At 64.9% G+C, this 20,692-nt stretch carries 14 protein-coding genes; 9 read left to right on the plus strand and 5 right to left on the minus strand.

Annotated elements, in window-relative coordinates; all coding sequences use genetic code 11:
• Window positions 1-43 precede the first annotated feature (43 nt).
• Entirely contained in the window at window positions 44-1,651 is a 1,608-nt protein-coding gene (locus ACTF4R_RS18145; protein ID WP_440009410.1) for an ABC transporter substrate-binding protein, read from the minus strand.
• Window positions 1,652-2,033: 382 nt separating this feature from the next.
• Between ACTF4R_RS18145 and ACTF4R_RS18150 the strand changes: the two genes are divergently transcribed.
• Window positions 2,034-3,803 carry an acyl-CoA dehydrogenase family protein gene (locus ACTF4R_RS18150; protein ID WP_440009413.1) on the plus strand — a complete coding sequence of 590 codons (1,770 nt, stop codon included), beginning with the start codon at window positions 2,034-2,036 and terminating at the stop codon, window positions 3,801-3,803.
• Between the two features lie 46 nt (window positions 3,804-3,849).
• Here the strand turns inward: ACTF4R_RS18150 and ACTF4R_RS18155 are convergent, their stop codons facing one another.
• Window positions 3,850-6,672 carry a M14 family metallopeptidase gene (locus ACTF4R_RS18155; protein WP_440009415.1) on the minus strand — a complete coding sequence of 941 codons (2,823 nt, stop codon included), beginning with the start codon at window positions 6,670-6,672 and terminating at the stop codon, window positions 3,850-3,852.
• Window positions 6,673-6,918: 246 nt separating this feature from the next.
• Complete coding sequence (locus tag ACTF4R_RS18160) at window positions 6,919-8,250, minus strand: M14 family zinc carboxypeptidase (RefSeq protein ID WP_440009418.1); 1,332 nt, start codon at window positions 8,248-8,250, stop codon at window positions 6,919-6,921.
• Between the two features lie 496 nt (window positions 8,251-8,746).
• Here ACTF4R_RS18160 and ACTF4R_RS18165 point away from each other — a divergent pair, with 496 nt between their 5' ends.
• On the plus strand, window positions 8,747-11,065 hold the full coding sequence (locus ACTF4R_RS18165; RefSeq protein WP_440009923.1) for a nitric-oxide reductase large subunit: 2,319 nt from the start codon (window positions 8,747-8,749) through the stop codon (window positions 11,063-11,065).
• Between the two features lie 105 nt (window positions 11,066-11,170).
• Here the strand turns inward: ACTF4R_RS18165 and ACTF4R_RS18170 are convergent, their stop codons facing one another.
• Window positions 11,171-11,875, minus strand: a complete 705-nt coding sequence (locus ACTF4R_RS18170; protein ID WP_440009419.1) for a DUF2270 domain-containing protein — start codon at window positions 11,873-11,875, stop codon at window positions 11,171-11,173.
• Between the two features lie 262 nt (window positions 11,876-12,137).
• Between ACTF4R_RS18170 and ACTF4R_RS18175 the strand changes: the two genes are divergently transcribed.
• The 7 genes from ACTF4R_RS18175 (at window position 12,138) to ACTF4R_RS18205 (ending at window position 19,512) form a co-directional block, all read left to right on the plus strand.
• Window positions 12,138-13,469 carry a permease gene (locus ACTF4R_RS18175; protein ID WP_440009421.1) on the plus strand — a complete coding sequence of 444 codons (1,332 nt, stop codon included), beginning with the start codon at window positions 12,138-12,140 and terminating at the stop codon, window positions 13,467-13,469.
• Between the two features lie 201 nt (window positions 13,470-13,670).
• On the plus strand, window positions 13,671-14,456 hold the full coding sequence (locus ACTF4R_RS18180) for a YihY/virulence factor BrkB family protein (protein ID WP_440009422.1): 786 nt from the start codon (window positions 13,671-13,673) through the stop codon (window positions 14,454-14,456).
• Window positions 14,457-14,679: 223 nt separating this feature from the next.
• Window positions 14,680-15,378: a type 1 glutamine amidotransferase domain-containing protein gene (locus tag ACTF4R_RS18185; RefSeq protein WP_440009424.1), complete on the plus strand. Its 699-nt coding sequence runs from the start codon at window positions 14,680-14,682 to the stop codon at window positions 15,376-15,378.
• Between the two features lie 218 nt (window positions 15,379-15,596).
• Window positions 15,597-16,583 carry an ABC transporter ATP-binding protein gene (locus tag ACTF4R_RS18190; protein ID WP_440009427.1) on the plus strand — a complete coding sequence of 329 codons (987 nt, stop codon included), beginning with the start codon at window positions 15,597-15,599 and terminating at the stop codon, window positions 16,581-16,583.
• The gene (locus ACTF4R_RS18195) at window positions 16,580-17,425 is read left to right on the plus strand and encodes an ABC transporter permease (RefSeq protein ID WP_440009429.1); all 846 of its coding nucleotides are present in this window, start codon (window positions 16,580-16,582) and stop codon (window positions 17,423-17,425) included. The genes ACTF4R_RS18190 and ACTF4R_RS18195 overlap by 4 nt, the downstream gene beginning before the upstream one ends.
• A gap of 246 nt (window positions 17,426-17,671) precedes the next feature.
• On the plus strand, window positions 17,672-18,727 hold the full coding sequence (locus tag ACTF4R_RS18200; protein ID WP_440009432.1) for a Gfo/Idh/MocA family protein: 1,056 nt from the start codon (window positions 17,672-17,674) through the stop codon (window positions 18,725-18,727).
• Window positions 18,724-19,512, plus strand: coding sequence for a sugar phosphate isomerase/epimerase family protein (locus tag ACTF4R_RS18205; RefSeq protein WP_440009434.1), 789 nt, complete (start codon window positions 18,724-18,726; stop codon window positions 19,510-19,512). The genes ACTF4R_RS18200 and ACTF4R_RS18205 overlap by 4 nt, the downstream gene beginning before the upstream one ends.
• A gap of 154 nt (window positions 19,513-19,666) precedes the next feature.
• Here ACTF4R_RS18205 and ACTF4R_RS18210 read toward each other — a convergent pair whose 3' ends face one another.
• Window positions 19,667-20,692, minus strand: coding sequence for an alcohol dehydrogenase catalytic domain-containing protein (locus tag ACTF4R_RS18210; protein ID WP_440009436.1), 1,026 nt, complete (start codon window positions 20,690-20,692; stop codon window positions 19,667-19,669).

Here is a 20,692-nt window from a genome sequence, read left to right on the forward strand (position 1 = left end):
CGTCGTCATTTCGCCTCGGAGACGGGGAGAGGGAGCCGTTCGCCTACTGACTGGAGAGCGAGGTGTTAGCGTACTCCTCTGCCACGGTGAAACTCCCCACCGGGTGCGAACGGAAGTTCTGAACGTACTGTTTCACCCCGAAGCTGTTCTTGAGGTTGTACGCCGACAGATGCGCGCGGTCTTCCAGCATCGTCGTGATGGCGTCCACGTAGAGCTGCTTTCGCTCCGCCCGGTCGTTGGACTCCCTCGCCGAGACGATCTGGTCGCTTACCTCGCCGTAGAACGTCCCGTCGGTCACGCCGTGTGACTCCTCGGCGAAGAAGTAGTAGGTGAACGCGTCGGGGTCTGGTACGCCCGCCCAGCCCAGGGTGTACATGTTGTAGTCGTTCGGGTCGCCGGAGACGTACTTGTCGAGGAACGCACCCCAGTCGAGGCGCTGGACGTTGGCGTTGTACCCGGCCTCCTTGAGCCCGTTCGCGACGGTGACGCCGATCTGTTCGCGCTTGTCGTCCGGCGGGACGATGATGTTCGCGTTCCAGTCGTCCGGGACGGAGTCGGAGTCGTCGAGCATCGACTTCGCCTGGTCGACGTCCTTGTCGTTGGGAATCTCTTTCCACCTGTCGACTGGCATCCCCCACTCCTCCACGACCGGTTGGGGGAGCGGGCTGTACTGGCGCTCGCCCGTCGGTTCGACGAAGTTCGACACCGCCTGGTCCATACTGAAGGTGTAGTCGATGGCCTCCCGGACCGCGGGGTCCGCCGTCGGTCCCTCCTTGCAGTTGAACGCGAGGTAGAAGTAGCCGATGCCGAGGACTTCTTCGATGCCGGCGTCGCCCATCCCCCGGACCTGCGGGTAGAGCTTCGGCGGAATCTCCTCGATGACGTCGTTCTCGCCGTTTCGTAGGGTGGTGACGCGCGTCGTCGGTTCCTCGACGGGCACGAATCGGATGCCCGAGAGCTGCGGCTTCGGCTCGCCCCAGTAGTCGTCCCAGCGCCTGACCTCGGCGAAGTTACCCTCCTGCCAGTCGACGAACTCGAACGGTCCGGACCCGACGGGTTTCTTCGTGTTGAAGGCTTCCTTGTCCTGTTCGCGGACCGACTTGGGGACGATGGACCACGTGAGCGTGTGGTTGAACGCCCCGAACGGATACTTGAGGTCGAACTGGACCGTGCGCTCGTCCTGTGCCGTCACCGTGTCGATCATGTTCAGCTCCGAGGCGTTCTCGGTCTCCTCGTCGACCGGAGCCTCGAAGGAGTACTTCACGTCCTCCGCCGTCACCGGGTCGCCGTTCTGGAACGTCGCTCCGTCTTTTATCTGGACGACGTAGGTGCTGCCGTCGTTACTGACTTCGGGCTCGCCCGTCGCCAACTCGGGGATCACGGTCGTCGATTCGTCGTACCGATACAACCCCTCGAACACGCGGTCCGACACCTGCGCGGAGGGAACGTCGTTGAGGACGATCGGGTCGAACTCCAGTGGACTCTTGACCTGTGCGAGTTTCAGCATCTGGTCGCCCTGCGCTCCGGTCGTCCCGGTGAATCCGAGGACTGATATCGTCCCCGCTGCCCCGATACCGCGTAACACGCTCCGTCGGTCGACGCCGGAGGTTCCGCTCTCTTCTCGTCGTTCGTCTTTCTCGTTTACCGCCATTGTGACACACCACCACAGGTGATGGTAAGCAACAACGTTCGACAGCCAATAAAAATCTATCGACACTGACCAGTCTACAACGATACATTAACTCCTTTACTGTTGAGTTACCTAAGTTTTTCCAGCCAAACCAGTTCTCGGCAAAATATTTTCAGCAGCTAATCGGAATGCAACCCGTTCCTACCTCGGCGTGACAGCCACTGCGTCGAACGAACGGATCGGTGGCGCTCGTCCGTGCTCGCGCGCGAAACGCGGTACAGTCGTCGGACCGAGCGTTCCGACGACGCGACCGTGAGGGGAGACCGCCCGGAGCGGTGGCCCGAGTGGTCGCACGACCGACGATTTCAATAGAGTAATCGTCGTTGGTAGTAAGCGTTACCATATGACACTCCAACGTCCGTACGCGGACCTCAGCGAAGGCCGCGATTGTAACTACTGGCGGATGGACCCGACGCTCAGACGGCACGCTCGAAGCGCGTACGGCGACGAGTTCGACTGGGCGGAGCCGAAACTGGACGAGTGGGGTAGCGTCGTCGGGACGCGAATCGCCGACAACGCCGACGTGGCGAACCGGCACGGACCCGTCCTCCACACCTACGACAGACACGGCGACGTCCAGAACCGCGTCGAGTACCACCCCGCGCAGGCGGAGAACGACCGGCTCGCGTACGAGGCCGGCGTCGTCGCGGACTCGTTCGAGGCACCACCCGACCGAGACGAACGGCTCGGACTGACCCACACGCTCGTGATGCAGACGCTGCTCGCCTACTGCGACATCGGGTTCGCCTGTCCCGTCTCGATGACCGCCGGCGCGGCACTGGTCCTCGAGAACTACGCCGACGACTCCGAGCACGCGGACGTCCTCCGGCGGTACTACGAGCGTCTCACCGCACGCGACGTCGACGACCACGTCGAAGGTGCGATGTTCCTCACCGAGAAACAGGGCGGTAGCGACGTCGGTGCGAACGAGACGACTGCCGTCGAAGCCGACGACGGCACGTACCGACTCACGGGCGAGAAGTGGTTCTGTTCGAACGTCGACGCCGAAGGAACGCTCGTCCTCGCGCGCCGCGAGGGAGCCCCCGACGGTACGGACGGCCTCTCGCTGTTCCTCGTCCCCCACACGAAACCCGACGGGTCGCTCAACGACCAGACCTACCGCCGACTCAAGGACAAACTCGGCACCGTCAGCGTTCCGACCGGCGAAGTCGAGCTGGACGGCGCCCTCGGCTACCTCGTCGGCGAACCGGAGAACGGGTTCAAGCAGATGACGCGGATGCTCAACTTCGAGCGCGTCGCCAACGCCGCGGGCGCGACGGGCGTCTCGGGTCGCGCGCTCCTGGAGGCGAAGGTTCACGCCGCGAACCGGGAGGCGTTCGGGAAACGGCTCGACGAACATCCGCTGCTGCGGCGAGACCTGTTCGAACTCACCGTCGACTACGAGGCGATGACCGCGTTCACGATGGAGGCGACGTCGCTGCTGGACGCCGCCGAACGCGGCGACGGCGACGACGCGGTCTCGCTGATGCGGGCCGTCGTCCCCGTCGCGAAGTATCGAACCGGACGCATGGCGGTCGAGACGACCTCGTACGCGATGGAGGTTCTCGGCGGAAACGGATACGTCGACGAGTTCGTCACCAACCGCCTCCTCCGTGACGCGCAGGTCCTTCCCATCTGGGAAGGCACCTCGAACGTCCTCTCGTTGGAGCTGCTTCGGTCGCTGTCGCGCGGCGACGCCGGCGAACGCCTCCTGGCACGGGTCGGCGAGTATCTGCAGACCCCCACCCATCCGTCGCTGGCCGACCCGACGGGGACGGTCGAAACCGAACTCGACGCCCTTCACGACGTGCTCTCGTCGCTCGCGGCCACCGACCCCGACGAGGCACAACTGGTCGCGAAGGAACTCGCGGACTACGTCTTCGACGTCTACGCGGCCGCGCTGTTGCTCTCGGCCGCACAGCGGCGCCTCGACGACGAGGACGACGCCCGCGAGGCGGTCGTCGCCAGGACGTTCGTCGACGACTGCTTCGGCACGGACCGCGGCCGAGGGATTCCGGACGACAATCCGCCCAACCTCGACGCCTACGACGCGGTGGTACGGTACCACCGTCTCGACCCCGACGCGATTCCCCACCCGGAGGTGGCCGACTGAACGGCCCGTCGGGCGTCGACGTCCGGAAGACGTGACCGGAGTCGACCTACTCCAGATTACCGTACGTCGCCACCAACTCGCCGTCGACGTACCGGAGTTGTCGGTGTCCGAGGGCGTTCGTCAACACGGTGTGTCCCAGGAACGTCGCCGTGTAGTCAAGCATTCCGAACGGATGGAGGCTGGACTGGTGCGCCGGGGGCAGCAAGCCGCCGACGACGTGGATTTCTCCGTCACCGGCCGTGAACGAACCGGCGGAGACGTACCGTCCCGAACCGCCGGTCTCGTTCGTGTACCCCGCGACGGTGCCACCGGCGGCCGTGAACGCCGCCGGTTCGACGACCGTGAGCGGCGCGGTTCCCGGCGTCGAGATGGGGTAGCCGAGCGGCGCCGGCTTCCACAGTTCCCGCTGAATCGGACGCGTGTCGGCGAGCAGCGGATGGTCGCCGACGCGTTCCGAGAGGAACACGCTGAACCGTTCGATTTCGGTGACGTCGTCGTCGCCGATCGCGTCGACGAGGTCGTTCTCGAGCGCGGCCAGCAGCGACACGCCGCGGTCGGTCAGTACGAGGGTGCCCCCCGCTTCGACGAACCTGTCCAGTTCGGCCGTGTACGCGTCACTCGACGCGCCTCGTGCGTGGTTGACGACGAGGTTGTCGACCGCCCGTCGTTCGCTCCGACCGCGGAACAGCGCGCCGTCGCCGACGTCGTCGACCGTCATTCCCGTCACGTCATCGACGACGTTGCCGTTACCGCGTTCGTTCCGTCGCCGCCCGTCGTTCGTCGCCCGCTGGTCGGGTCCCGAGATAGCCGCGGCGTAGTCCGGGAAGTACTCGAGCGGCGACACGCTGTACGGCCGCTGCTGGTAGCCGAGGACGTCGACCGGGTCGGGTGCCGTGACCGCGTCGTCGGCGTCGGTGAGGACGAGCGACTCGCGCACGGTCACCGCCGCCTCCTTCGAACCACCGACCGTCTTGACGTCGATGGTCCACTCGCCGGCGCGGGGCGTCTGGACGGTCCACTCGACGCTTCCCTCGGACGAGTCGGCCGCGGCGGCGTTGTATCGCTGTACGACCCGCCCTGTCGGGGTGCGGAGTCGCGCCAGTATCAACCCCGACGCCGTCAGCGACACCGAGACGGACCGCGTCGTATCCGGGACGTCGAGAGTCACTCGCTCGGGTGCCGGTCCGACGGTGACGTGATGCGTCGTCGTCCGCGTCCGTGCGTCGGTGAACGACAGCGCGGCCGACGTCCGGGTGAGGGCGTCCGTGTCGACGTAGGCCGTGGTTTCGCCGCCCGTCTCTATCGTCCCGGTGACCGTCCGTACGGCGTGCTGGGCGGTCTCCCGTATCACCTCCTGGTAGCCGGTGACCTGGAGGTCGACGAGCCAGGGACGGAACGGAATCCGGTCGAGAACGCGGTTGTCCCAGCCCATCTCGTGGGCCATCATCTGGATGTCGAGCCCGCCCTGGTCGCGGGGCTGGCTCATCCAGCTGATGAGCGTCCCGCTCGTCGTGTAGCCAATCGTGTCGAGGATCGTCCCGTAGTCGTACGCCTCCTCAGGCGTCGGCAGCGCCGAGCCGTCGAATCCCCACTCGTTTCCGTACGTCTCGTTCAGTTCCCGGAACCGGTCTCGATGAGCGTCGAGTTCGTCGGCGAGCGCGTTCTCGACCCGATGTTCGGTGCGACGGTTCCACTCGTAGAGGTCGTGGAACTCGTCGGTGTCGTACTGGTCGTTGACGATGAGGCCCTCGATGAAGTCCGAGGACCAGAACATACCGTGGAGGTCCGAACCGATGCGGACGTTGTCGTATCCACGGAGGAACTCGACGATGTCGAGCGCGTCCGGGACGGTGTCTGTGTACCGGGGTGGCACGTCGCCGTCGACGCCTTGCTCGTCGTCCACCAGGTCGGTTCCGTTCGGTTCGGCCGGATTGTGTTCGCTGTCGATCCAACCGACGGTCGGGTACTGGCGGTTCGGATCGACGCCCGTCGCGGTGACGCGCCTGAAGGAGTTGTGCTCCGGTTCGCCGTCGCCGTCGGTGTCGACGCGGTACTGCTGGTTGCGCGCGACCCAGCCGTCTGGGTTCGGGTAGAGGAACACGAGGACGACGTCGTCGAGCAGGGCCTCGACCTCGGGTTCGTCGCCCGCGAGGAGTTGCTCGACGAATCGCGTGCCCGCCTCTGCCCCGGACCGTTCGTCGCCGTGTATCGAGAGGGTGAAGACGACTTTCTGTTTCTCCGCGAAGGCGGCGTCGTCGTGGACGTCGTTCGTCAGTTCGGCGACCCAGAGGTTCTGTGGGCCAGCCTCGTCGAGAAAGAGGTTGTAGTGGCCGGGACTCTCGCCGACGGAGTAGAATCGCATTCGGTCGTCGTTCCGTCCCTCCAGGTACCGCATACCGTCGACCATCTGTTCGAAGTCGATGAAGTCGACGCTGTCGTCGGGCGCGGGGAAGACGCCGTCCGGATAGTGGTCCAGCAGCCAGAAGGGGTTCGAGCCTGGCGAGTAACGGAGCGCCGTGACGCTGTCGACGCTGGTGACGGCGTCGACGTCGGCCGGCGTGACCGAGACGTACGCCGCGATAGTGGGGGAAGTGGTCGTGACAGGGTCGAAGCCGTTGGCCGCTAGCTCCCGAAAGCCGGCCGTATCGGAGAGTTCGACGAGCGTCGGGATGGAGTAGTCCTCGGGGACGTGGGTGACGACGTACTCGTACAGGTCCGAGAACTTCGGCGAGGTGGTGTCCGCGACGGCGTTGCCGGGAAGCGTCAGCGCGCCGGCCGTCGCGGCGGAGAGCCTGACGAACTGACGCCGCGAGATACCGCTCCGTTCGAAACGCGATTCACGGTCGGAACCGCCGGGTGTTTCTGACATGGTTGGGTCCGCTCGCTGCGTGCGCCAGCGAGCAGTGTGAGTAATGGTAACGAGGATAGATTAATTTATTGTAAGAATTAGAAAGTTAAAATAGCTTTGTAGGAGATTATATTCCCTGACTCGGTCGTAGCGGTCCTCACCCGTCGAACTCGGGTCGAAACCTCGGAACGCGACCGCGAGACGGCCCCGGGACGGCCCCAGACGGCGGGACGCCCCGTCCGTGCGGTCGAACGTCGGGGAGACGTACTAGCGCCGTCGCATGCTCAGGTGGGGGTTGTCGAGCGACCTCCCGTGGGTCGGGATGTCGAAGTAGTCGCTCGCCGAGACCTGGTCGAGCGTCTCCGTCGCCAGTGCTTCGAGCGATTCGACGAAGCCGACTCTCGTCGCCTCGACCATCCGTCCGAGCGACATCTGCCCGCGGTCGTCGGTCTGGTAGGACACCTCGTAGAGCATGCCGGCGGCGTCCGTGTGCGGCGTCAGGGCGTCGAGATACGACCCCCACAGCGGGAGGTAGCTGTATCGGGTGATGGTGTCGAAGACGCTGTTGCCGCGCTCGGCGAGCGCGTTCGCGACGAGCGCGTTGAGACGGAGCGAGCGCGTGCTGGTGGCCGCGTCGACGAACGGGTTGACGACCTGTTCGACGGGGACGTCCGGGTCGTAGAACGGCGATTTCTCTATGTACGCGGGTCCGTACTGGCCCATGACACTCATGATGATCTGGTCGGCGGGCCCGTTTCCGTTCCCGGAGTCCGGGACGAGATAGGCGCCCTGGTGGTGGTGCGTGATAGCGATGTCGGGGTCGGCGTCGAGATACGACCGCGTGACGGCCCTGACTTCGGGTGCCAGCCGGAGACCGCTCGCGAGCAGCGTGTACCCCTCGTACGGCATGTCCAGGTACCAGTCCCCGTCCACCTGCGACCACCACTCGGGGTCGGTGTCCGTGCGCGGGTCGAACTCGGAGGGCGGCCGAACGTTGAAATCGCGATTCATGTCGTAGCCGGGTGTCGTTCCGGCCGGGTGCGTGTAATGGTACCAGGGTTCGTGTCGCGAGTCGTCGGCGGTCCACCGCTGGGTGTTCGTCCGCCGGCCGACCCATTCGCTGCGACCGTCGTCGTCGATGTCGTAGTGGAACATCGCCCCGTCGGGGTTGACGCGCGGTACGACCGTGAGCGTGAGTTCGTCGAGAATCGACCGGACCTGCCCGGAGTCGCTCAGCGCGAGTTCGCGGAGGAGGTCCACCGCGACCTCGGTTCCGACGGGTTCGTCGCCGTGAATCTGCGTGATGAGGTGGACGTTCGTGTCACCAGTGCCGACCGTCGCCTCCCATATCGGGGCGTTCCGCCCCGCAGACTGGCCTATCTGGCGGAGGTCGAGCCTGTCGCTCCGTCGGTCGATCTGCTGTAGGCGCTCCGCGAGTTGCTCGTTGGTGAGCAGCCCGTTCAGGTTGATCGCCTGCAACTGCCCCGGCCAGGGGCCGCCCGGACGATACACGGGAGGGTCTTTCGCGGCGGCGATACCCGTCGTCGCCGCGCCCGTTATCGTCGCCCCGAGCGCCGTCAGGTACGTTCTGCGATCCATATCTACGACTATGCCACTGGAAAAGTATAGTACTTATTTAGTTGTATTATAGTATATCGTCTTACGAATCTACGGGAGAGAGGTGGCCGGTGTCGGCCGTCGCTGGCGTCGACGAGAGTACCGGGAAGAGCGGTGAGTGCGTTCGCGTCGGTCGTGGGAAACACCGCATCCCGCCTCACGACCTGACGGTACCGGCGGCCGCAACGATAGAAACGAGATAATCAGGGCGGCGAGGGGGATGTCGAAGGCGTCGTGGTGATGGCGCCAGACGCGACGTTCGTTCGGGGACCCTCGCCGTTCGGTGATTCACCATAGCACCTCTAAAGTTTTACGGCGAGACTCCCGGAACGTAGCTCCGGATTCGAGCCGTTCGTTCATTTCTCCCGCATTACTAAGTAGAATGGAACGAAACATCACGAACAACGAGTCGTTACCGTTCGCAGGGAGCGACTCGTCGTGAACGGAGGGGCCCGGGGTGAGAATCGAGTTCCACGAAATCGGAGTTCGTCGGCGGACGTTGGCGAAGATACTCGTCGGGGTCTTCGTGTTCAATCTCGTGGTGATGGGCGTCGGCGCGTGGTACTCCTCCCAGAACGTACCGCCGATACCCGACACCGTCCGGGGACCGGACGGGAACACTGTTGCCAGCGACGCCCAGATTCAGCGGGGCAAGGCCGTGTTCCAGTCCGAGGGCATGATGAACCACGGGTCGATTCTCGGGAACGGCGCGTACTTCGGCGTCGACTACACCGCGGACGCGTTGCGGCTCAAGACGAAGTTCATGCGGCGTTACTACGCCCGCGAGCGGTACGACGCGGAGTACGGCGACCTCGACCCGCCGGAGCAGGCTGCGGTAGACCAGATAGTGAAAACGGACCTGGACGAGGGGACCATCCGGGGAACGGCGCAGTACTCCGCGGCCGAGGTCTACGCTCACCGGCAAGTACGACAGGTGTACGTCGACCGGTATCACGACGGGGCCCGCGAACGAGGCGTTCCTGCAGACATGATCGGCGACGAGCAGGACGCTCGCCGGTTCGCCGATTTCGCGCTCTGGACGGCCTGGATTTCACACACCGATCGACCGGGGTCGGACCACTCGTACACGAACGGCTGGCCCCCCGCGCCGGGCGCGGGCAACGTTCCGACGGGAGCGAACGTCATCTGGAGTGCGATTAGCATAATTCTGCTGGTGGGCGCCGCAGGCGTCGGCATCTGGCTGTACAAATCGGTCCAGCTTCCGGAACCCGACGTGACCGGCGGCCTCTCGGTTCCGGGTCCCGAGGAAATCGACGTCCTCCCGAGTCAGGTCGCCACGCTGTGGTACGTCCCGGTCGCGGCGTTGCTGTTCGTCGCCCAGACGCTGCTCGGCGGACTGCTCGCCCACTACTACATCGAACGCGACGCCTTCTTCGGCCTCCGGGAGATCGCCGGCGTCGACGTCCTCCAGCTGCTGTCGTTCACGGCCGCCAAGACGTTCCACCTCGACCTGGGTATCCTCTGGATAGCGGCCATGTGGCTGGCCGCCGGCATCTTTCTCGCGTCCCTGCTCACCGGGTACGAACCGCATCGACAGAGCACGTTCGTCTGGTTGCTCCTTGGGGCGCTCGTCCTGGTGACCGTCGGCGGATTTCTCGGCATCTGGCTGGGGATCAACGGCTACGTCGACACCGACCAGTGGTACTGGTGGCTCGTCGGCAACGAGGGGCTGGAGTACGTCGAGGTCGGGCGCATCTGGCAGGTCGGTCTGCTCGCCGGCTTCGCTTTCTGGACGTTCCTGGTCTGGCGGGGCTTTCGGCCGCTGCTCGACGACGAGCCACGGTACGGGCTGGCGCACATGATACTGTACGCGGGCGGGTCTATCGGCCTCCTGTTCACCGCGGGCATGCTGTACACCCCCCAGACCAACATCGTCATGACGGAGTTCTGGCGCTGGTGGGTCGTCCACATGTGGGTCGAGGGCGCCTTCGAGTTCTTCATCGTCGCCGTCGTCGGCCTCACGCTCGTCAGCATGGGGCTGCTCCGGCGACGGTCCGCGGAGAAGGCCGTCATTTTCGAGGTGCTGTTCATCATGGGCACGGGCGTCATCGGCGTCTCCCACCACTACTGGTGGGTCGGCCAGCCCGACGTCTGGATTCCGTTCGGGTCGGTGTTCTCCACGCTCGAACTCATTCCGCTCGTGTTCATCCTCTTCGAGGCGCTCAACGAGTACGCGACGCTCTCGGAGGCCGGCGAGACGTTTCCCTACCGGTGGGCGTTCCTATTCATCATCGCGAGCGGGTTCTGGAACTTCGTCGGCGCTGGGGTGCTCGGATTCTTCATCAACCTGCCGCTGATCAACTACTTCGAGCACGGCACCTACCTCACGGTCGCTCACGCCCACGCCGCGATGTTCGGCGCGTTCGGATTTCTGGCCATGGGGATGGTCATCTACATGCTCCGTATCACGACGTTCAGCGACCGGTGGAGCAGGCGACGGATTCGGTGGTCGTTCTGGCTGATGAACGTCGGACTCGGGGTGATGGTCCTCACCTCGGTACTGCCGGTGGGGTTCCTCCAGCTCGAGGCCGCGTTCACCGAGGGCTACGCCGCCGCCCGGAGCCTCGCGTTCTACAACCGCGACGTAGTTCAGACGACGTTCTGGCTCCGAGTCCCGGGAGACGTCATGATAATCGTCGGGTCGCTCGTGTTCGCCGCCGACGTGCTCGCCAAACTCCGTCACCGAAAGACGGCCGCCGACGTGGATCGCCAGCTCGACCAACCGATCGCGAATCGCATCCTCGGCGACGAGTACGCTCCGGAAGACGACGACTGAGCGACTCGCCGGGGAGTAGCCCGAAGGAGGCGCACGTCGTCGGTCGAGAGCGTCACGGCGTCGAGGCGAACGCGGCTGTCGACGTCGACCGCTCGAAGGAGTCCGTCACCGATGCTTGCCGACGGACTGGGTGTGGAGTTCGTCCTCGGAGTGCCACGTCCGGGGTCGCAGTGCGACGACCACGGCGACGAGGTAGGACAGGACGACGCCGACGGTCACCAGAAGGCCGGGAATCCGCCCGATGCTGGCGCTGGCGGGCCACGATTGCACCGCGAACGCCGCGATTCGGACGACCCACGCGGCGAGCATGATTGTGAACAGCAGGAGGTAGACCCGTCGAAGCCGATGGGCGACCGACTCCTCGATCGTGATCTTTATCGTCGGCGTGCGGTAATCCTGGCTCAGTTCCCTGCGCCAGTTGGGGTCCTCGATGCCGGCGGAGGGGTCGAGTCCGTACGCGAAGACGTTCCTCTGGAGCGTTCGGACGCGTCCGCGCCAGATGTCGTAGCCGCGATAGCGCCGGGCCTCGATGAACAGGAACGCCGTCAGCGCCGCCATGCCCAGGAGCAGAATGTAGTGGGGGTTCTCCCGACTAGAGAAGGTCCACGTCAGAATCGCGCTCATGATGACGATAGCCCAGTACGTCGTCTGGTCGAGCCGTTCGCGCCAGAATCGCATCCGGTGGATTTCACCCCGGTAGAGATGCGCGGCCGCCGAACTCGGCCCCATGTTCTCCTCCAGTAGTCCCCGGCCGAGTTCTTCGTCCTTGGTGTCGGTGGAATCGCCGTCGTCCGGTGAGTCACGAGCCATCGTTTACGGTAGGGACACGGAACGGAAAGAGCGTAATGGGGGAGTACTGCTCCGCTGCAATTGGTTCGTGTCTCGCCGTCGCGAGCATACGGGGTCGAAGCGTCGACGGACGCGAGTCGTGGCCGTATCGTACCGCACGCGCCGACGGACTGCGAGCGACCCACCATTGGCGGAGGGGGTTAACGAATCGGAAAAACCGGGGCGAGTTCACCGCAGTGCGTTAGGCACAACCGCGTTAGGTGGAGCGGCCGTACATTCGAACATGGAGAAAAAGGAGTACGCGATCCTCGCGATCATCGCGCTCGCGACGGTCGGTGTCGGCGTGTTCACCACGTCGAAGCCGCTGGGTGCGTTCTTCGCCGAGAGCACGCGTCAGTTCGTGACGACGACGGCGGCGATGGCGTGGATCACGTGGTGGGCGCTGGTCGTCGGGTTCGCCATCGCGGGCGGCGTGGAGGCGTGGACGTCCAACGAGGCAGTCGCCGACCTGCTTGAGGGGCACGGCCCGCGCGAAATCGGCTACGGGTCGCTGTTCGGGTTCATCTCCTCGTCGTGTTCGTACAGCGCCATCGCGACCGCGAAGAACCTCTTCAAGAAGGGCGGGTCGGCGGCGGCGACCCTCGGCGCGTTCATGTTCGCGTCGACGAACCTCGTCATCGAGATCGGCGCAGTCATCTGGATCCTGCTCGGCTGGCAGTTCCTCCTCGCCGATATCGTCGGCGGGTTCATGCTCATCGGCCTGATGGCGCTCGGGTTCGTCTACCTCGTTCCCGACGAGGTCGTCGAGCAGGCGCGCCAGAACGTCCTCGACGAGGGCCAGCCGACCGTCCAGGACCCCGTCTGCGGCATGGAGGTAAACCCCGAGGAGGCCGACTACTCCACCGAACACGACGACCGGACGTACTACTTCTGCTCGCAGTCGTGCAAGGAGAGCTTCGACCCCGAGGAGGCCAACACGACGATACGCGAGCAGGCGACGTCGCTGTCGGGGTGGAAGGCGCTGGCCGACAAGCAGTGGAAGGAGTGGGGGATGCTCTGGGACGAGATCGCCATCGGGTTCGTCTTCGCCGGACTCATCGCCGGATTCATCCCCGAACACGTCTGGACGTCGATATTCGCGGAACCGACGTTCGGACTGCCCGTGTACGTCTTCTGGACCGCCGTCGTCGGTGCCGTCATAGGCATCGCGACGTTCGTCTGCTCGGTCGGGAACGTCCCGTTCGCAGCCGTTCTCTTTACGAACGGTCTCCCGTTCGGCTCGGTGCTGTCGTACATCTACGCCGACCTCATCGTCCCGCCCATCATGGACGCCTACCGCGAGTACTACGGGACGAAGTTCGCGGCCATCCTGTCGGGGATGATCTTCCTCTCGGCGGTTCTCACGGGATTCGTCATCCACTTCCTGTTCCTCGGCGTCGGACTCATCCCGGCGCGGTCGACCGCCCAGATAGCGGAGGTCAAGATCGAGATGAACTACAAGATGGTTCTGAACGTGCTCGCGACCGCGTTCTTCCTCTTCCTCTACTGGCTCCACCGGTCGGAGCCGACGGAGGGCGAGGGCGGCCACGGCGAGCACGCCCACCCCGCAGACTGAACGGACGGGAGGGCTCGCCGTCGGTCCCGCCGACTCGACCACGGGGCTGCCGGAACGTCGGAGAACGGTGAGAGGGACGGACCGGAGACGGCGGCGGAAGCGCGAGCGCCGACCGGCGCGTCCGGCGGTGAAAGGGCGCGGTCGCCGAACCGGGGCGGCCGTCTTCGCGGCATTCATGATGCTCGCCGTCGTTTTCTCCCTGTGTCACGGTCAGTCGACGACGTGGTGACGACCGTTCGCCGCATCGTTCGCCTGGCGAACGGGAGTTACGTTCCCTTTCTGGCGGGAAGCTTCGCGTATCACAGCTTCCTGCTGCTGTTGCCGCTCCTGCTGTTCGCGCTCGTCGCCCTCTCCGCGCTGATAGGGGACGCCAACGTGGCGTACCTCGTCGATTTCACCCGGCCGTATCTCACGGAACGCGCGCGAACGTTGCTCGCCGAAACGCTCAGGGGGCAATCGGACCGCGTCGACGTGGCGATCGTCGGCGCCGGCGCCGTGGTCTGGAGCCTGTTTCGAATCTTCCGCGGACTCGACCTCGCCTTCGCCACGATCTACGACACGTCGACGCACGAATCGGTCTGGGGGCAGGTCAGAGACGGCAGCATCGCCGCGCTCGCGGTCACACTGGCGCTACTCGCGGCGGTCGTCGCCGCCACGGTCATCGCGGCGTTTCCCTGGGACCCCCTCGTCCGCGCGTTGAACGTGGGGCTGTTCGTCGTCGTGCTCGTGGTCGCCTTCTTCCCGCTCTACTACGTGTTTCCGAACGTCGAGGTGTCGGTCCGCGAGGTCCTCCCGGGGACCGTCGGCGCGGCCATCGGGTGGGTGATCTTTCACGTCCTGTTCCAGGTGTACAGTTCCTACGCGGTCACGCTCGAAGCGTACGGCGTACTCGGTATCGTCATCTCGGTGCTCGTCTGGCTGTACTCGAGCATGCTCATCCTCCTGTTCGGCGTCGCCACGAACGCCGTACTGGCCGACCGAGCGTGACGACACCCGACCGTCCCCTCCGGCGCGCCGACGCGACGACCGTTACGGACGAAACGGCCGGACCACATCCCAGCGCGCTCGTCGCCGCAACGGTAATCCGTTGCCGGTGAACTACCGTTCGAGACGAGGGCAGCGCTATCCGGTGAAACCACTCCTTCTAGCTGGTTGTCACGCAGTTCGGACGCCAGCAGTCTTTTCCGGGTCACGCAATAATGGTAGATGCATGCCATCTGCTCTCTTCGTCGTAAGTGAAAAAGGGTACTGGGGAGAAGAGTGCGTCGAGCCGCTGACGACGCTCGACGACGCCGGCTTCGACGTCACCGTCACGACGCCGACGGGGTCGAAGCCCGTCATCGACGACACGTCGATCGACCCCGACAACCCGTTCGTCGGCGCCGAGACCGCCGAACGGGTCGAAGAGGTCCACGAGACCGACGAACGGCTCAACGACCCGGTTCCCATCGCGGAGGTCGACGCCGACGACTACGACACCGTCGTCTTCCCTGGCGGACACGGCGTCGAGTGGGACGTCAACCAGGACAGACACGCCCGTTCGCTGCTCCGCGAGACGCTCGAAGGGGAGGACGGCAAGGCGCTCGTCGTCTGTCACACCCTCGCAATTCTGGCGTTCGCGCGGGACGGCGACGGAGAGCCGCTCGCCAGCGGCCGCGACGTCACCGGCTTCCCCAACGAGTGGGAAGCGGACATCGTCGACGAGAACGACCTGCTCCCGGACGGCAGGAAGCTTCCGTACTGGGTGGAAGACGAGGTCGAGGCCGCCGGCGGCAACTGGGACGCCGAAGTCGATCAGGACGTGAGCGTTCGCGTCGACGGCGATCTCGTCACCGGGCGGGGACCACGGTCGTCCCGTGCCGCGGCCGAGACTCTCCTCGAGGAACTCGGCGTTCAGACCTCCACCTGATACCGGCGATCGTCGACGCCGGCCGTCCGTCGCGTTAGGGGTCGTTCCCTCGACCGCCACGGAACCAGGCCGTCTGCTCGACTGCCGTGGGACGGAGACGTCTCCGAACGGGGCGACTCACGTGGAGTTCTCCAGGAGTAGTGAAATCGTCCGGAATCGGAGGAACGCGAGACGCATTTCGCCGAGCTTTTATCAGTCGTTCTACTTGTTTCCGGACAATGGTAGCGATCGAAACTGACGGACTGACACGGCGATTCGGGGACTTCGTCGCCGTCGACGACCTCTCGTTGACCGTCGAGGAGGGGGAAGTCTTCGGGTTCCTCGGTCCCAACGGTGCCGGTAAGTCGACGACGATCAGCGTGCTTCTCGGGTTCCTGAAGCCGTCGTCGGGAACGGCATCGATCCTCGGCCACGACGTCACCACGAACTCGCAGGCGATACGGAAGCGAATCGGACTGCTCCCGGAGGGGTACGACGTGTACGAGAACCTCACTGGCCGCGAACACGTCGTCTCGGCCATCGAGACGAAGGGCGCCGACGACGACCCGGACGCTATCCTCGACCGCGTCGGTCTCGACCCCGACGACGCCCGGCGACCGGCGGGCGACTACTCGAAGGGAATGAAACAGCGGATGTCGCTCGGCGTCGCGCTCGTCGGCGACCCCGACGTGCTCGTCCTCGACGAACCATCCTCCGGACTGGACCCGAAAGGTATCAAGCTCCTCCGCCAGATCGTCCGGAAGGAGGTCGACCGCGGCGCGACAGTGTTCTTCTCCTCGCACGTGCTCGACGAGGTCGAGAAGGTCTGCGACCGCGTCGCCATCATGCAGGCCGGGGAACTCGTCACCGTCGACACCGTCGACAACCTCCGCACGGAACTGGGCGCCCAGTCGGTCGTCGAGGCCACCGTCGAGCGCTCGCCGTCCGGTATCTCGCTCGACGACGTCGAGGCCGTCACCGACGTCACCGTCGACGGCCGGACGGTCCGGGTGACGTGTGCGAGACCGACGGCGAAGATGCGAGCGCTCCGCCGAATCGACGACCGCGCGACCGTCACGGACATCTCAATCGAGGAAGCGTCCCTCGAAGCGCTGTTCGAACGGTACACCACGGGCGACGACGGCGCGACCGACGACGCGCCCACCGCCGAATCGCCCGAGGCGAACGCGAGGGCCGCGGTCGGAACCGGGGGTGATGCCGAATGAGTTTCTACACCGTCACGCGAGACGACCTCCGGAACGTCCGCCGGTCGTACGTCGTCCTCGGCGTCGTCGGCGTGTTCACTGCGCTCGTCGCGCTCGTGTTCGGCTCCGAAATCAGCATCTACGACGACGCTTACCGGACGCTCTACGACGTCTCCGCGCTCGTCGGGTTCGCGTTTCCGCTGTTCGTCGCCTCGCTGACGTACCTCTCCATCGCCGGCGACCGCAGCGGTGGGGCGATAAAGTACGTGCTCGGGCTACCGAACAGTCGCGCCGAGTACTTCCTCGGGAAGTACGTCTCCCGCGCTGTCGTCGCCGTGTCTGCGGTGGTACTGGCGACCGTCGTCGGGTTCGTGATCGCCGCGGCGACGTTCACGAACGGTGCCGACCCGATTCGTTTTCTCAAGTTCGCCGCCGTCTCGGCGCTGTACGCGCTGACGGTCACCGGCATCTTCGTCAGCCTCTCGGCGACGACCGCGAGTCGGTCGCGGGCGATGTTCGCCGTCATCGGTGCGTACTTCGTCCTCGTCCCGTTCTGGTTCGGATTCCTCCCCGTGATCAGCCTCGACACGGTAATCGACGCCCTCACCTCGACCCTGGGGATAACGCTCTCGGAGTCGACGCGCGAACTCGTCAGCGTGCTCTCCCCGGCGACGGCGTACCTCCAGGCCACCGAGGTGGTGTACGCGGGCGTGTTCGACCAGTACCAGATTTTGGGGACGTTCCACCACGAGAGCGACCGGCTCGCCAGACAGTCCTGGTTCAACGTCCTGGTACTGGGCTGCTGGGCGACCGTCGCCCCTCTCCTCGGCTACCTCAAGTTCCGCGTCTCAGAACTCGGGTGACCGTCTCTCGCGGAGACGGTCCCGCTCGATGAACTGCGTGTTCGGAATCGGTCCCGATGGGTCCCCGGTGAATCGGAGGGGTCTGACCTGAATTTGCCGCTCTTCGTTCTGCCGGGATAGCCGGTCGGTACACCGTCGTTTGGCGGGCCTGCGGTGTAGTTTGGTCCTCTTCAATTATCGTTCGTCGGCCCCCAATTTAGCCCCGGGTCGTTAATAGTCGCGTTTGCGGACGCTTCGGTGTAGTCAATGTCTACCGAGATAATGATCTCCACTGCCGAAGAGGGCGTACAGGACGAGAAACTTCGAGTCGGCGTCGTCGGGACCGGGGCCATCGCACAGCGGTTCCACATCCCCGAGTACCAGGACCACTCGGATGCGGTCGTCACGGCCGTCTGCGACGTCGAGGAGAAGAAAGCGAAGGAAGTCGCGGCCACGTTCGAGGCCGAGGAGTACTACACCGACTACAGTGACCTCGTCGAGTCCGGGACGGTAGACGCGGTCAGCGTGTGTCTCCCGAATCACCTCCACGAGGAGGTCGTCACGGCTGCACTCGAAGCCGACGTACACGTGCTCTGTGAGAAGCCGATGGCGACGTCCGTCGCGGAGGCAGACCGGATGATAGAGGCGGCGCGGAACAGCTCGGCTATCTTGATGATCGACCAGTCCGAGCGCTTCCATCCCGTGTACGTCAAGGCGTCAGAGGTGCTGGAGAGCGGACTGATCGGTGAGATCGAATCCGTCCGTAGTCGATTCAGTCACAGCGGTCCCGCGGGATGGTCGCCTCGCTCTACCTGGTTTACCGACGCCGAATCGTCGGGCGGTGGAGCGATGGTCGACATCGGCATCCACAACGCCGACATCGTTCTCGACACCATCGGTGCCGTCGACGAAGTGATGGCCTACACCGACACGTTCGAGTACGACTTCGACGTCGAAGACACGGCGGTCGCCTGTATGCAGTTCGAGGACGGGATGCTCGGCACGTTCGAAGTGTCCTGGACGACCGATCCCGAGGCTATCGAGATGCAGGTGGTCGGGACGGAGGGGGTACTGTACGCCGACAAGATAGCGGAGGAACTGTACGTCGAACTCTCCGACGAACGCGGAACTGTCGACGTGCCACTCCCCGAGTATCGCAGCCCTATCAAGCGATTCGTCGACGCCTCCCTTGGCGACGGGGAACCCCCGGTCACCGGCGAAGAAGGTCGCGACGCCCTCGAACTGGTGATGGCTATCTATCGCGCGGCAGAGAAGGGAACTGCGGTCTCGCTGCCGCTCGATACGGACGGTGATGGGGCATGAAGCTCGCCTGTAGTAGCTACTCGTACCACGATGAACTCGACGACGGCGAAATGACGCTCGCGGAGTTCGTCGAAATATGCGGTGAAGAACACGACATCGACGGCGTCGAACTCATCGACGAGCACCTGCCGGCGGAGGACCCGGACACGCTCGCGGAGGTCCGTGCGACGGCCGACGAGCACGGCGTCGATATCGCGTGTCTGTCGGTGTTCTACAACGACTTCGCCAAGCCCGACGCCGAGGAGCGCCGCGACGACGTCGAGAAAGTGAAAGCGTGGCTCGACCGTGCCGACCGCCTCGATGCCGACGTTCTCCGCGCGTTCGCCGGCTTCCCGGGACTCCACGACCGAGAGTTCGACGACGAGCAGGTCTGGCGGGACATCGCGTGCGGGATACAGGAGTGCCTCGATTACGCGCGCACGGTCGACGTGACGCTCGCCGTCGAGAACCACAACCACGACGGCATCATCAAGACCGCCGACGACGTGTTCGACCTCCGGCGTCGGGTGAACGGCGACCTCCCGCTCGTCCTCGACCTCGCGAACTACGTCGACGGCGTCGAATCCGTCCGCCGAACGAGCCATCTCGCGGCACACGTCCACGCCGCCTACGACCGTGTAGCCGACGACGGCTCCGACCCGAACTATCCGTACTACCCGGACGTGTTAGACGAAATCGACGAGGAGGGGTACGATGGGTACGTGACGCTGGAGTACGAGGGAGACGGCGACGACTACGAGATGGTTCCACGGGCCCTCTCGTATCTCGCTACGCAACTCGACTGACTCCGTCGCTACTCTCCGAGCGGAACGCGTCGTTCGTCCCTTTCACGGCGACCGGTTTTCACCCGTACCGAGATGCAGGGCGAACAGTCCGGGGTATCAGCCCTCGTTGCCGCCGATGTGCCCCGTGTGGCGAAACGCGAGCGTGTTGAGCAGGTCACTTCGTGTCGCGTGGCCGCACGATGTGTCGAAGGCCCCGGTTGGAGTCCATCCGTTCGAAGGCCCGCGTGATACGCTCCAGTTCGCACTCGTCGGTCACGACAGCGCCGGCATCGATTCGACCAGTGCGGAGGAGGTCGACGGCCCGACGGAACGCGTCGGCCGTGAGGGAGTACGATCCGACGAGAGCGAGTTCGTCGAAAAACAGTCGAAAGGGACTGATTTCGATAGTTCCATCCCTGGGTGGAACACCGAAGACCAGCGTCGTTCCACCGTCGGCAGTCACCGCGTGAGCCTGCTCGATCGTTTCGATGTGTCCGACGGCTTCGACGGCGAGACTGACGGCGCCGAACCGGTCACGGACGGCGGCGACCGGATCGCGACCTGTCGGATCGATCGCCTCGTCGGCACCGAGACCGAGTGCTCGTTCTCGACGACTCTGGTCGGGTTCGACGATGGCGATAGGGCTCGCGCCGCGGTTTCGGAGCGTCTGCGCGAACAGGAGACCCATCGGGCCAGCCCCGAAAACGACTGCGCTGTCGCCGTGGTCCACGTCCGCGCGGTCGACGCCGTGGACACAACAGGCGACCGGTTCGGCGAGCGCCGCGATTCGGAACGGAAGGTCGCCGACGGGCTCGACGTTCGTTGCGGGAACGCGGACGTACTCGGCGAACGCTCCGTCGAGGACGGTATCGGCCGCGCCACCGAGTGACGTATTGGACGCGCAGAGGTTCGTTCGTCCGGCTTTACACTTCTCGCAGGCATTACAGGGAACTGTCGGGTTGACTGCGACGCGGGCGTTTTCGTCGACAGCGTCGCTTCTCGACTCGACGACGACGCCGGCGGGTTCGTGACCCGGCACGAGGGGCGTTTCGACGTCGATATTTCCTTCGTACAGGTGCAGGTCGGTCGTACAGACGCCACAGGCTTCGACACGGACGATAACGTCCCCGGGCGACGGTTCGGGACGGGGGCGGTCTTCAACGACGAGACGGGTATCGTCGCGGAGAACTGCGGCTCTCAT

The organism is Halomicrococcus pelagicus (genome assembly GCF_051917725.1).
GTDB lineage: Archaea > Halobacteriota > Halobacteria > Halobacteriales > Haladaptataceae > Halomicrococcus.